We start from the raw sequence: 13,761 nt of genomic DNA on the forward strand, positions 1-13,761 counted from the left end.
ACACAAAATTTTGGACAGTGTCCAAAAAAAGAGCCACTATAAAGTGGCTCTTTCTATATTAATTTGATTTTTTTATCAAAATTAGTTTTTTGGAGCTTGCCCAATTAAATCCATAAATTGATCTAACTTAGGTAAGATAATAATTTGTGTACGACGGTTTTTAGATTTTCCTTCCGCAGTAGCATTTGTAGTTAATGGGTTATATTCTCCACGTCCACCAGCTGTTAAACGTTTACCATCAACACCGTATTGGTTTTGTAATGCTTGTACAACAGAAGATGCACGTAAAGCAGATAAATCCCAGTTGTTACGGATGTTTGGTTTAGAAATTGGCACATTATCTGTGTTACCTTCAATCAATACATCGTAATCTTTATAATCGTTGATGATTTTCGCAATTTTACTTAAAGTTTCTCCTGCAGCAGGTGAAATTTCGTAGCTACCAGATTTGTACAACATGTTATCAGCTAACGAGATGTAAACAACACCTTTTAATACTTTAACATCAACATCTTTTGCTTCATTGCTAGATAAAGAACGCGTTAAGTTGTTTGTTAAAACCATATTCAAACTATCCGATTTGCTTTTCGCATCGATCAAATGTTTGATGTATTTGTTAGACTGATTGATTTCGTTCACTAATTCAGAAACGTTTTTAGAACCACCATTAATACAATTTTTCAATTGTTCTTGTAATTGTTTAATTTGATTTCTTTCACTCTGAACTGTGTTTTCATACTGACCTTGGTTAGATTCAAAATTAGCTAATTTAGCTTTCGCTACAGCCAATTCTGTTTGACATCCTTGGTTCTCAGAATAAGCAGAATTGAATTTATTTTGTAATTCATCATACTTTTTCTGACTAACACAACTAAATAAAGTTGAAGCAGCGATAACCGCTACTGGCAAAATTGAAACTTTCATAATTATTTTTTTTATTTCAGTTATACGAATATATGTTATTATTTTTTATTGCGAGTAAATATTCCGCAAAAACCATGCTGTAAAAACATAAAACTCCTACAATCATTTGGTTGTAGGAGTTTTAACGTGAATATTTTATTTCTATTGTATTAATCCTGAGGAATATACAAAACTTGACCTGGATAAATCTTATCTTCGTGTTTTAACATTGGTTTGTTTGCTTCGAAAATTTTTGGGTATTGCATTGGATCTCCGTAAACTTCTTTGGCAATTTTAGATAAAGAATCTCCACTTTTTACAGTGTACATTGTCTTAGATAAATCTGGAATTTCGATTTTCAAAGGTGTTTTCAATGTTAATTGATCTTCTACTCCTTCCACTCCATCAATGTTACCTGCTGTTGCTAAAATTTTTTGTTTCTCATTGATGTCCAATGCTTGTCCAGCTACTACAATTTTATCTCCATCAGCAGAAAAAGTTACTCCTGACAAATCAAATCCTTGTTTTGCAACTTGATCTTTTACTTTAGCTGCTTTTTCTTCTGGTGTTTCTGCACCTCCGAAGACTTTTTCTCCGGCATTTTTGATAAATGAAAATAATCCCATAACGAGTTGATTTTAATAATATTTATTTGTTGATATTTAGTAAATATATAATTTCTCTAACAATTATCGTGCAATTGATGAATATTTCTTTTTTAAATTTTCTGTAATCGAGCGTTGTTGCTGAATTTGACTTGTTAATTGATTAATTTTTGCGTCTAAACCTTTATCGTTCTCTTCGGCAGTTTGTATTTTTCCGCTCAATGTTACTACTTGATCTTCTATCGATCGCAAAGAGTTTTCTGTTTTTATCTTTTTCTTCATCAAGCCATCAGTTACTTTATCATTCGATTCTCTTTCCAATTGATTCACCACCAAATCCAATTTATCACCCAAAGCTTGCTTTTTACTTTCTAATTTCAATAAGGTGTTATTATTTTTTAGATATGATTTGATAGAATTTCCTTTTTTCAATTGTGCATCTGCATTTTCTTTAGTCAATCGAATCATATTTTCGTTGGCTAACCTCAACTCATTTCGCACACAACCTTGCTTCGTTTTAGTCGCTAAATCTTGTAGTTGAGCATAAATTTTATCAAACTCTGCCGAATTACTATTAAATGTCATTCCATTTTGATCAGTTAATGTATTAATCACGGTCGTTTTTCCGTTTTCTTCATCAACCAAACTAATCACAGATTTATAGACATCTTGCGAATTTTTGAATTTGATGTTACTCGCTTCGTGTTTTTTTAGAAAAGCAGAAGAACCTTCTTTGTTCGTTACCCAATTTTCCCACGATTTTACAATCAAATTCTGCGCACAATTATCCGTAGAAAAAGCAAAAGATTTCAATTCTTGTCCGTTCATTTCGTACTCAACTTCAAACAATCCTTCGTCAGATTGCGCATTAACATAAGCTGATGTTAACAAAGTTGTAATGGCTAAAAGTAATAGTTTCATCAAGTTGATAGTTTAAAATTATATTCACAATTATTTATCCAATTTACAAAATATCGGAGTTTAAGAAAAGATGTTGTACAGATTTTTTATAATGGTTAATTTTAACCAGAAATTAATCAAACCGCATGCAAACAAAAATTTTATTAATCTATACAGGAGGAACAATCGGAATGGCGAAAGATTATGGCGACCAATCCTTGAAACCTTTCAATTTTGATAATTTGTTAAAACAAATTCCAGAGTTAGGTCTTCTAGATTGTTCTTTCGATTATCATAGTTTCGATACGCCTATAGATTCGTCTGATATGAAACCTAAATATTGGATAGAAATTGCCGAAACCATTCAACAAAACTACGAAAACTATGATGGTTTTGTTGTTTTGCACGGAACAGATACAATGGCGTATACAGCTTCTGCAATGAGTTTTATGATTGATAACCTCGAGAAACCTGTCATTTTCACTGGTTCACAATTACCAATTGGAGATTTGCGCACAGATGCGAAAGAAAACTTAATTACTTCGATTCAATTGGCTTCGTTACGTAAAAATGACAAACCAATTATCAAGGAAGTTTGTGTGTATTTTGAATATAAATTGTTTCGTGCGAATAGAACAACTAAGATTAATGCAGAAAACTTTGATGCTTTCGAGTCGCCGAATTATCCAGTAATTGGAGTTTCCGGTGTTCATCTGGAAGTGAAAGAAGATTTATTGTTAAAAAATGTTGTTACGGATAAACTTTCGATCAACAAAAATCTAAATGCTGATGTTGGTGTCTTGAAGATTTTCCCTGGAATGAATCGTTCTTTTATCGAAAGTGTTTTAAACGCTCCGAACATGAAAGCTTTTATTATTGAGGCTTTCGGAACAGGAAATATTTTTACCGATAGTTGGTTTATTGAATTGCTGGAAGAAGTAACGAATAAAGGAGTTCATCTTATCATCAACACGCAATGTGCTGGCGGAATGGTAGAACTTGGACGTTATGCTACAAGTGATGCGTTACTAAATATGGGCGCAATTTCGAGTTATGATTTGACAATGGAAGCTGCAATTACCAAAGCCATTTATTTATTAGGTCAAAACCTTTCGAAAGAAGAATTCAAAACGCAATACGAAGCAAACTTGAAAGGTGAACTTCGCCATCATTTTTACAATGATTAAATCAAAATAATATAAAACGAAAAAAATCTCTACTTGGTAGAGATTTTTTTATGTTCTAAATTTTATTTCTTCCCCGACATTGAAGCGCCATCAGATTCTCTTAATTTGAAAAAGATGTAAGTTGATAAAATTGTCATCACGCCCATCGTCAAAAATGAATAACGAAAAGCTTGTACTTCCACTCCATTTACAAATCCTGCTTGTCTAAAAACACCTAAAATTAATGCAGCTACAGAAATTCCAAATGTTAGTGATAATTGTTGTGTAACCGATAATAAACTATTCCCTTCGCTGGATGTATTTTCGTCCAAATCTGCTAAAGACAAGGTATTCATCGCCGTAAATTGAATTGAACTAAAAAATCCATTCAAAACCATTAACGGAATGATATAATAAATTGGTGATTTCGATTCTAAAAAGAAAAACATACAAATGATTAATCCTAAAGTTATTGTATTGGAAATCAACATATTTCGATAACCAAATTTATTCACAATTGGCACAACAAACGATTTTGCAATAATGTTACTTGTTGCAGATGGAATCATAATTAATCCCGCTACAGTAGCCGAATATCCATAACCAACTTGCAATAAAAGCGGAATAAGAAAAGGTATTCCTCCAATTCCTAATCGTGTAATAAGATTTCCTATAATACCAATTCGCAAAGTTCTAATGTTAAACAAATTCAAATCGATTAAAGGATGTTGTTTATGTTTTGCATGATAAATATACAAACCAATCAAAAAGGCAGAAACTACAGTCAATGCCAATACAGTTTGCAGGCCAATCACACGAGAAGATGTCAATTCCATAATCAATGTTAAGACAGTAACTCCTCCACTAAAAAGAATCAAACCTCTGATATCAAATTTAAAAACTGGATGTTTAAAATCGGGGATCGCAAAAGTTGTCATCCAAAGTGCAATAATTCCGAATGGAATATTCACGATGAAAATCCAATGCCATGATAAAGTTTCAACCAAAATACCTCCAATTGTTGGTCCTAAAAGTGGTCCTATTAACCCTGGTATGGTGATAAAATTAATTACTTTTAATAATTCACTTTTTGGATAAGCATATAAAATTGCTAAACGTACAACAGGAACCATCATCGACCCTCCAATCGCTTGTATAACGCGTGAAATGACTAAAAAAGGTAAAGTTGTGGCAAATGCGCAAAGTGTGGATCCAAGTGTAAAAATCAGTATAGCAGATTGAAAAACTTTTTTCGTTCCGTATTTATCCGAAAGCCAACCACTCAAAGGAATTAACAAAGCGATTGTTAACGTATACGCAACAATAATCGACTGAATTTCTAAAGGCGATTTTCCTAATTCTTTTGCAATTGTAGGTAAAGATGTATTTAAAATTGTAGCGTCCAAAGCTTGCATAAAAATTGCCATCGCACCAAGCCATGGCAAAAACTTCAACATTTTTGGACTTAAAATATGATCTGAATTCATTCAAATTCCTATAGCAAATTCTATTCCTATTTTAACATTTCGAAAAATCATTGAAAAAGATTAAATTTGAACTATGTTTCTCAACGCGCATACACATCATTTATCCGATCAAACAGATGTTTTGGAACTGTATAATCAGTTTCCAAATGAGTTGAATAATGAAGCTAAATTATTTTCAATTGGGATTCATCCAGCTTACATCAAAACCTCATCAATAAAGGAAGAAATCGAAATTATTAATCAAACTATTTCGAATAAAAACTGTTTAGCAATCGGTGAAATTGGATTAGATAAATTGTGCGAAACAGATTTTGAATTACAAATCAACGTTTTTAAAAAACAGTTAGAAATTGCGATGCAATATCAACTTCCAGTCATTATACATTCGGTTCGTGCTTATCAAGAAATTTTACAGATTCGAAAACAAATGAAATTGACGATTCCGTTTATTTTTCATGGTTTCAATAAGAATGAACAGTTACTCAATCAAATTATTGCGCAAAATTGTTTTGCATCTTTTGGTAAAAATCTTCTATCAAACAAAAACTTACAAATTATATTTGCAAATCTTTCTGCGAATCAATTCTTTTTGGAGAATGATGCAAGCGAAATTTCTATTGAAGAAATTTATACTTTTGCAGCGGATTTGAGAAAAATTACAATCGAGGAATTACAACCTCAACAAGCGAAAAATTGGAAAGCAGTTTTCGGTTACGAAGTTCAATCATAATTAAAATACATTTCAATGGCAGTTTGGCAAGAAAGAGCTGAATTATTATTCAAAGAAGAAGGTTTAGAAATCCTAAAAAATTCGAACATTTTAGTTGTTGGTTTAGGTGGAGTTGGCTCTTTTGCCGCAGAATTTATCGCACGCGCAGGAGTTGGAAAAATGACAATTGTTGATGGTGATACTGTTGATATTACAAATATTAATCGACAATTACCCGCTTTACACTCAACTGTTGGAATGAACAAAGTAGACATCGTTGGCGATCGTTTAATGGACATTAATCCTGAATTAGAATTAACGCGTATCAACGAATTTTTGAGTCCAGAACGTACACACGAAATCGTCACACCAGATTTTGATTATGTGTTAGATTGCATCGATTCTGTTACACCAAAAATTAATTTGATTTTAGCTGCAAAACGCAAAAAAATTAAAGTAATCAGCAATATGGGCGCTGGAGGAAAATATTTGGCAAGCAAAGTACAAGTGCGTGATATTAGTAAAACAGATGTTTGTCCTTTGGCAAAAAATGTTAGAAAACGATTAAAAAAAGAAGGAATTAATAAAGGTGTAAAAGCTGTTTTTTCGACAGAAGTTCCTGATGAATCTTCGGTTAAATTAACGGATGGAAAAAATTATAAAAAATCGTTTTACGGAACTAATTCGTGGATGCCTGGTTTATTCGGGTTGCATGCGGCAGAAACGGTGATTCGACATTTATTAAAAAAAGATAAATAATTAAGTACTTTCTTAAAGATTTAATTAATTTAGTTGCGAATTAACAAAGAGACGAAAAAAATGAAAATCAATTACGATTATATCACATACGAGGATGTTTTGAGAGCACGTCAATTTATGTACGAGCAAGCGTTGGAACAGAATGCGACTAATTCGTTGTTGAACACTGCGAGAGATTTATTTGGAAACAGCAATTTCGAGATGTGTATCAAAATTTGTGAAGGTTTATTGGATGCGAAAGACCCAAAACAATTGTACGATGCTAAGAAATTAATTGCTTTATCATATTATAGTTTACAAGATTTTGAGAATGCGGATAATGCATTTTTCGATATCGCTCAAAACTCTGATAATTCAGACGATTGGTTTAATGTTGTCATTTCTGCAGCTTTAAATAAAAATATCGAACGTAGTAAAGAATCTTTTGGAATTGCATTAGAAAAATACACGAAATTTGGTCATCAACGTAATATGCCTTCAGTACAATTGATGTTGCATTATATGATTACGTTAGAAACTGTAAAAGAATACGTTTTGGCTTTGGAACAATGTAGAATGTTGGTACAAGTTTACGCTAAATTGAAAAAAACAGACGAAAAATTCTTAAGTTCTCGTGGTTTAGAACAAATCGAAAACTTTTTGGAAACTGCAAAACCAGTTTTGAAAAAAGCGAAAAAGAAAGAATTAACAGAAATCAAAAAAGAATTGGTTGAAGCCTTAGACGCAAACGGCGTAGAAAAAGTAGAAGCTTTTTTTGCTGAGTTTTAAGAAAATTATTTTTACGAGAAATATAAAATCCACTTCGAGAGAAGTGGATTTTTTGTTTTAATTATTTTCTTTGATAAAATTATAAATTTTCATTGTTAATTTTTGAGCTTCATCTGTAAGTTGATTAAAGTCTAAAAGAACATTCACTACAACTTGAGCAAATTGGACTTTTTCTTTTATTGTTCCACTCTCATTTTTATACATTTTATTTAGTCCTTCAATATGATTATCTATAAAAGTACCTATTGCAGTGTTAGGATTAAACTTTGCTTTATCCTTAAATTTTATACTTTCTTTATCTTTCGTTTTATCAATTAATTTTAAAGTTTCTAATAAAATTTCTTTAGTTAATAAATTTTCTATTTCTTTAGCTTGCAGACAATAATATTGATCTCCTAATTTTTGTTGAAGTTTAGTAAACCTTTCATATTTAGCGCCTGATTTAGCATTATCGCTATCTGTTAAAAGAAATAATTTACCACACAAACGCTCTACATTAATACCAGAAGTATCTAAAAAACTCCAATGTGTAATATTATTTCCTCCATATTCTACAAAAGAGTAATGAATATCTTCAAAATATTTTTTAGATTCTTTTGATAAACTTTCTTGATAAAGTTCTAAATACTTTCTGATATAAATTCTATCTGTTATTCCTTCTACCCAAATTGTACAATTCGTTAGAAAAACAGATGAATTTTTAACACCTAAATGTTCTAATAAAGTTATATCTGGATTATCAATATTATGTATAAAAAATTGTTCTTTTTCCTTAGTAAATTTGTAAACAGAAATTTCTTTATAATCTAATGTCATATCCAAAAAATGATTAGAATGAGTTGTAAAGAAATATTGAAACTCTTCAAAACCTTTCGTGTTCAATAAAGTTTCAATTAAAATACGTTGGAAACCTGGATGTAAATAAACATCAGGTTCTTCAATATAAATCTTAAGGTTTTTTCCTTTATTAAAAAATAAAGGATAAGTAAGAATAATAATTGCTTGTACGCCTTCCCCTAAATTATATATTGGTCTATCTTCTTCACCTTCGATATTAATGTAAACATCTTTTTCTTTTAATCTTGGAATAATGGTAATCTTCTTATTCTGGAAGAATGTTTGACTCAAAAATATTTCAAAATCTTTTACTAACTTTCTTTGCTCGTAATTTCCAAGTAATAATTCTTGAACATCATCATAAAAAGATAAACCTGTAAAAATAGATTTAATAGATTCATCTGTATTAAACTCAAGTTTCGCATCTTTAAAATAATCATTTTTTGTTCTTTCAAAATAAAAATCTTCTCTCGTAAATTCCTCATTTTGATAATTAATGCTTCTTAAACCACGAAGAATTGGAATATATATTGCTTTGTTTGAAAAATCTAATTTTAAAAGATTATTATTAAAATCAACTTTATTAAAATTATCCTTTAAAGATTTTAAATTATTATATATATCTTTATTAATTCCATGATAACTTGAATATTGTTTATTTAAATCAATTTTATTGTATTCATCGAACAAAATCACTAATTCTTCTTTATCATATTCATCTTTAATATAAAAATTATCTACATTAAGCCTATTATCAACTTCATATGGATAATTTATCTTCAGATTTTTTATATTAATTGATACTTCATCATAAATTTCGCTTAACTCAATTAATTTTAATTGAATTAGATTATATCTGATTTCTTCAATTGAGAACAAATCTCTCAAAAAACGACTTTTTCCAGAATTATTAGGTCCGATAAAAATGTTAATTTTAGAAAGATTATTCAAATTATTTTCCTCGCATTCTGTTTGATATTGTTTTGTTACATCAGTTTTAAGCTGTAAAGATTTAAACATAAAATTTCCTAATAGATTTCTACTAAAATACAATATTCTGTATACTTAATAAATTTCATTCTAAATTTTAAAATAATTTCAATTTTTTCAAACGTGTGTTTTTCAAAATAAATAATCTTTTTATAGCTTTATAACTATTTAATTAACACATGAGTCACGGAAAACTAAGAGAAGATCATAATTGCCAAAATTGTGGACATTACGTAGAAGAACATTATTGCAAACATTGCGGACAAGAAAATGTAGAAACACGTCAACCGTTTCACTTTTTATTTACTCACTTTATCGAAGATTTTGTTCATTACGATGGAAGTTTTTGGCAAACAATCAAAAAACTATTTTTGAAACCTGGAGTTTTAACCAAAGAATATTTGAGTGGTAAACGAAATAGTTCTGTTAATCCTGTTAAAATGTACATTTTTGTCAGTTTTGTAACGTTTTTCCTTATTTCTATATTTCCTTCTCATAAAACTGAATATAATGATAGTTCCAATGAACCTATATCAATAGAAAATACTGAAAAAATTCAAAAAGCACTTAATGCTACAATAGACACTTTACAGAACAAAGGATTGACAACTGTCGAGCAAAGTGCAAAAATAAAATCTGAAGTTGAAAAAAATAAAAATGCAAACTCTTTAGAAGATTTGAACGAGGAATCTATTGAAAACTTGCAATCTAAAGTAAAAAATAACGTTCCAATATTATCTCCCTTTATTGAAAAATACCAAGAGTTGAGAAAAAGAAAGGTTTCTGACGATCAATTAGGAGAAGCTATTGTTGAGAAATCTTTGCATGTCATTCCGAAAGTTTTGTTTGTATACATGCCTTTGTTTGCTTTCTTCTTATGGATTTTTTACAACAAAAAGAAATGGTGGTATTTTGATCACGGAATTTTTACACTGCATTATTTTACGGTAATTCTTTTATCAATTTTGGTAATTTTTCTTTTGAATAAACTTTCAAATTATATTGATAGTAATGCTGTATCAGCCATAATAGCTTTGATTAATACATTGATTGTTTTATATATTATTGTTTACTTTTTCCTTGCGTTGAAAAAACTCTATAACCAAGGATTTATCATTACAACAATTAAAGGTGCTATACTTTTAGGAATTAATACGTTTATTTTCTCAATAATTGTTATTGGAATTATTGTGTATTCATTTCTTCATGTTTAATCAAGATTATTAGGCAATCACGTATGATGTGTTCCTGAAACAAGTTCAGGATAACTTAAGTTGAACTCGTTTCAGCTTCGCATTAAATTTAGATTCCTTCTTTTGTCGGAATGACAAATTCAAAAAAATAACATAAAAAAAGCCTCGCAAATGCGAGGCTTTCTAACTTCTAATATCTAGATTCTAATTTCTATTTATTACGGTATTCATTCCAAGTTTTGATTTTTAAATCATCCATCGATAATTTTGTAAATGCATTAATGAAAGCCGAAGCTAAACGTGCATTTGTTACCAACGGAATATTGAAATCTACAGCTGTACGACGAATTTGATAATCGTTGTCTAATTCCGCTTTTGTTAAGTTTTTCGGAATGTTGATCACCATATCAATTTTCTTGTCATGTAAATAAGACATTACATTTGGCTCTTTTTTATCAGAAGGCCAGTAAACAAGCGTAGAATACACATCATTTTCTGTAAAAAATTTGTGCGTTCCTTCTGTTGCATAAATTTTGTAACCTTTTGCGATTAATTGTTTCGCAGGCTCTAATAAAGCAACTTTAGAAGCAATTGGTCCACCAGAAATTAAAACGGTTTTCTCAGGAATTTCATATCCAACAGATAACATTGATTTTAATAAAGCTTCTTCTGCTGTATCACCGATACACCCTACTTCTCCTGTCGAAGACATGTCAACTGATAAAACTGGGTCAGCTCCTGCTAAACGTGTAAATGAGAACTGAGAAGCTTTCACTCCTACATAATCTAAATCGTAAACGACTTCTGAATGTCCTTTTTCTACTTCTAATCCTAATAAAACTTTTGTTGCTTTTTCGATTAAATTATTTCCTGCAACTTTCGATACGAATGGAAACGAACGAGAAGCACGAATATTAGTTTCGATAACACGAACTGTATTATTTTTTGATAAAAACTGAATGTTCATTGGTCCAGAAATTTCGAAACGTTTTGCAATTTTCGCTGCAACTTTACGCATTTGACGAATTGTTTCGATGTACACTTTTTGTGGTGGATAATACATTGTTGCATCTCCTGAGTGAACTCCCGCAAATTCTACGTGTTCAGAAACTGCGTAATCTACAATTTCTCCATTTTGACAAACTGCATCCAACTCAATTTCTTTTGCTCCTTGTACGAATTCTGAAACTACAACTGGATAATCAGGAGAAACTTCTTTCGCTAATTTCAAGAAAGCATCTAGCTCATGTGTATTCGAAACTACGTTCATCGCAGCTCCAGATAAGACATAAGAAGGACGAATTAACACTGGGAAATTAACTTCTTCCACAAATTTGTGAATCGCTTCTAAAGAAGAAAGCTCTTTCCAACGTGGTTGATCGATTCCTAATTCATCTAATATTTCTGAGAATTTGTGACGATTTTCTGCATCATCAATTCTTAAAGGAGAAGTTCCTAAAATATTAATTGATTGATCGTACAATTTCATCGCTAAGTTATTCGGAATTTGACCTCCTGTCGAAATAATTGTTCCTTTAGGTTGTTCAAAATCTAAAATATCCATTACACGTTCAAAAGACAATTCTTCGAAGTATAAACGATCTGACTCATCATAATCTGTCGAAACCGTTTCTGGATTATAGTTGATGATAATTGTTTTGTAACCATTTTTTGATGCTGTATGCGCTGCATTTACAGAACACCAGTCAAACTCTACAGACGAACCAATACGATAAACTCCAGATCCTAAAATACAAACTGCTTTCTCAGTTTCTGGCTCCAAATCATTTTCAGTTCCGTGATAGGTTACATATAAATAATTTGTTTGTGCTGGGAATTCTGCTGCTAACGTATCAATTTGTTTTACAACAGGTTTAATTCCGAAGTTTTTACGTAATTCACGAACTGTTAATTCGTTTCTGTGTACGTTTTGATCTCCTTTTACTAAAACTGCAATTTGTTGATCCGAGAATCCTAATAATTTTGCACGTTTTACTAAATCTGCTTCAACTTGTTCAAATCTTTCTAATGCTTCAAATTCTTTTGATACATTAAAAATTCTTTCTAAACGTTGTAAAAACCATAAATCGATTTTTGTTAAATCGTGAATTTTTTCAATCGAATATCCCGCTTTGAAAGCTTCAGTAATCGCGTATAAACGCTCGTCATTTGGCTCAGCTAACCATGTATCCAACGATTCACCTTCTGGAATTTTGAATCCATTTGCTACGAAACCTCTATGTCCAATATCTAACATACGAACTCCTTTCTGAATTGCTTCTTCAAAAGAACGTCCAACTGCCATTACTTCTCCAACAGATTTCATTGCAGAACCAATGTTACGACGAACTCCGTAAAATTTATTTAAATCCCAACGAGGCAATTTCACTACACAGTAATCCAACGCTGGCTCGAACATCGCAGATGTCGTTTGCGTTACACTATTTTTTAACTCATCTAAAGAATAACCTAAAGCTAATTTAGCAGCCACGAAAGCTAAAGGATAACCTGTTGCTTTTGACGCCAAAGCTGACGAACGAGATAAGCGAGCGTTAACTTCGATTACACGATATTCTTCTGAAACAGTATCGAAAGCATATTGAATGTTACATTCTCCAACTACACCAAGATGGCGAATTGTGCGAATGGCAACTTCACGTAATTTATGATATTCTGAATTTGATAAAGTTTGAGAAGGTGCAATAACGATTGACTCTCCAGTATGAACTCCAATCGGATCGAAGTTCTCCATGTTACAAACTGTGATACAGTTATCGTAAGAATCACGAACTACTTCGTACTCAATTTCTTTCCATCCTTTTAATGACTCTTCCACTAAAACTTGAGAAGAATAATTGAATGCTTTTTCAACTAAATCTAATAATTCTTCTTCGTTATTTGCGAAACCAGAACCTAAACCTCCTAAAGCGTACGCCGCACGAATGATTAATGGGAAACCGATGCGTTTACCAGCTGCCATTGCGTCTTCTACAGTTTCTACTGCTTCTGAACGAGCAGTTAAAACACCAATTTGGTCTAATTTTTCGATGAAAATATCACGATCTTCCGTTGCTTCAATTACTGGAATTTGAGTTCCTAAAACCTCAACACCATATTTCTCGAATATATTTTCTTTATTTAATTCAACCGCACAGTTTAAAGCTGTTTGTCCTCCAAAGGCAACTAAAACTCCGTCTGGTTTTTCTTTTTTAATGACTTCTTCCACAAAGTAAGGCGTTACAGGTAAGAAGTAAACTTCGTCTGCAATTCCTTCAGAAGTTTGAACAGTTGCAATATTTGGATTAATTAAAACTGTTTTAATTCCTTCTTCTTTTAACGCTTTTAACGCTTGCGAACCAGAATAATCAAACTCACCAGCTTGACCAATTTTTAATGCTCCTGATCCTAATACTAATACTTTTTTAATATCTTTTTTTAACATCG

Annotated in this window: 11 protein-coding genes; 5 read left to right on the forward strand and 6 right to left on the reverse strand. The window is 31.1% G+C overall.

Translation table 11 applies throughout. The annotated features are described in order from the left end of the window. Positions 1 to 81: 81 nt before the first annotated feature. The 3 genes from B4L98_RS10370 to B4L98_RS10380 all read right to left on the reverse strand — a co-directional run bounded on the left by B4L98_RS10370 (position 82) and on the right by B4L98_RS10380 (position 2,429). Positions 82 to 924: an OmpA/MotB family protein gene (locus B4L98_RS10370; RefSeq protein ID WP_181816279.1), complete on the reverse strand. Its 843-nt coding sequence runs from the start codon at positions 922 to 924 to the stop codon at positions 82 to 84. Between the two features lie 149 nt (positions 925 to 1,073). Then, a complete protein-coding gene (gene lysM / locus B4L98_RS10375; RefSeq protein ID WP_125350834.1) occupies positions 1,074 to 1,529 on the reverse strand; it encodes a peptidoglycan-binding protein LysM in 456 nt (151 codons plus the stop codon). 63 nt (positions 1,530 to 1,592) lie between these two features. Continuing rightward, positions 1,593 to 2,429 carry a hypothetical protein gene (locus B4L98_RS10380; RefSeq protein ID WP_114999120.1) on the reverse strand — a complete coding sequence of 279 codons (837 nt, stop codon included), beginning with the start codon at positions 2,427 to 2,429 and terminating at the stop codon, positions 1,593 to 1,595. A 125-nt stretch (positions 2,430 to 2,554) separates the two neighbouring features. Between B4L98_RS10380 and B4L98_RS10385 the strand changes: the two genes are divergently transcribed. After that, entirely contained in the window at positions 2,555 to 3,595 is a 1,041-nt protein-coding gene (locus B4L98_RS10385; protein ID WP_180905964.1) for an asparaginase, read from the forward strand. 62 nt (positions 3,596 to 3,657) lie between these two features. Here the strand turns inward: B4L98_RS10385 and mdtD are convergent, their stop codons facing one another. Next, entirely contained in the window at positions 3,658 to 5,061 is a 1,404-nt protein-coding gene (gene mdtD / locus B4L98_RS10390) for a multidrug transporter subunit MdtD (RefSeq protein ID WP_219034956.1), read from the reverse strand. 73 nt (positions 5,062 to 5,134) lie between these two features. Between mdtD and B4L98_RS10395 the strand changes: the two genes are divergently transcribed. Genes B4L98_RS10395 through B4L98_RS10405 form a run of 3 tightly spaced genes read left to right on the forward strand, consistent with a single transcriptional unit; the run spans position 5,135 to position 7,297 of the window. Continuing rightward, on the forward strand, positions 5,135 to 5,791 hold the full coding sequence (locus tag B4L98_RS10395) for a TatD family hydrolase (RefSeq protein WP_291058570.1): 657 nt from the start codon (positions 5,135 to 5,137) through the stop codon (positions 5,789 to 5,791). Positions 5,792 to 5,806: 15 nt separating this feature from the next. Beyond that, positions 5,807 to 6,529 carry a tRNA threonylcarbamoyladenosine dehydratase gene (locus B4L98_RS10400; protein WP_038336843.1) on the forward strand — a complete coding sequence of 241 codons (723 nt, stop codon included), beginning with the start codon at positions 5,807 to 5,809 and terminating at the stop codon, positions 6,527 to 6,529. 60 nt (positions 6,530 to 6,589) lie between these two features. After that, entirely contained in the window at positions 6,590 to 7,297 is a 708-nt protein-coding gene (locus tag B4L98_RS10405) for a hypothetical protein (protein ID WP_125350289.1), read from the forward strand. A 57-nt stretch (positions 7,298 to 7,354) separates the two neighbouring features. Here B4L98_RS10405 and B4L98_RS10410 read toward each other — a convergent pair whose 3' ends face one another. Next, complete coding sequence (locus tag B4L98_RS10410; RefSeq protein ID WP_291078200.1) at positions 7,355 to 9,154, reverse strand: ATP-dependent nuclease; 1,800 nt, start codon at positions 9,152 to 9,154, stop codon at positions 7,355 to 7,357. A 149-nt stretch (positions 9,155 to 9,303) separates the two neighbouring features. On the opposite strand from B4L98_RS10410, the gene B4L98_RS10415 reads away from it, so the two are divergent. Next, entirely contained in the window at positions 9,304 to 10,338 is a 1,035-nt protein-coding gene (locus B4L98_RS10415; protein WP_221854620.1) for a DUF3667 domain-containing protein, read from the forward strand. A gap of 190 nt (positions 10,339 to 10,528) precedes the next feature. On the opposite strand, the gene carB is transcribed toward B4L98_RS10415, so the two are convergent. After that, positions 10,529 to 13,759, reverse strand: coding sequence for a carbamoyl-phosphate synthase (glutamine-hydrolyzing) large subunit (gene carB / locus B4L98_RS10420; protein WP_219034921.1), 3,231 nt, complete (start codon positions 13,757 to 13,759; stop codon positions 10,529 to 10,531). Positions 13,760 to 13,761 lie beyond the last annotated feature (2 nt).

It is taken from the genome of Empedobacter sp. UBA5528 (assembly GCF_002426075.1).
Lineage (GTDB): Bacteria > Bacteroidota > Bacteroidia > Flavobacteriales > Weeksellaceae > Empedobacter > Empedobacter falsenii_B.